The sequence below is a fragment of the Pseudomonas sp. PDM28 genome (assembly GCF_019219115.1).
GTDB classification, from domain to species: Bacteria; Pseudomonadota; Gammaproteobacteria; order Pseudomonadales; family Pseudomonadaceae; genus Aquipseudomonas; species Aquipseudomonas laurylsulfatiphila.
Map to the genome: position 1 here is coordinate 1 of NZ_JAHUWG010000030.1, position 398 is coordinate 398.

The following is a 398-nucleotide window of genomic DNA, read 5'->3' on the forward strand; positions in this document are numbered from 1 at the left end:
GAAATACGGGGCCATAGCTCAGCTGGGAGAGCGCCTGCCTTGCACGCAGGAGGTCAACGGTTCGATCCCGTTTGGCTCCACCACTACTGCTTCTGATTGTATAAAGCTTAGAAATGAGCATTCCATCGGTTCGATGGTGAATGTTGATTTCTAGTCTTTGACTAGTTCGTTCTTTAAAAATTTGGGTATGTGATAGAAAGATAGACTGAGCGTTACTTTCACTGGTAACGGATCAGGCTAAGGTAAAATTTGTGAGTGGCTCTTAGGAGCGCAATCGAATTTTCGGCGAATGTCGTCTTCATAGTATAACCAGATTGCTTGGGGTTATATGGTCAAGTGAAGAAGCGCATACGGTGGATGCCTTGGCAGTCAGAGGCGATGAAAGACGTGGTAGCCTG

1 tRNA gene is annotated in these 398 nt (G+C 46.5%); it reads left to right on the forward strand.

The features are described from left to right. Nucleotides 1-7 precede the first annotated feature (7 nt). Nucleotides 8-83 (forward strand) — tRNA-Ala (locus tag KW841_RS29440). The last annotated feature ends 315 nt before the right edge of the window (nt 84-398 follow it).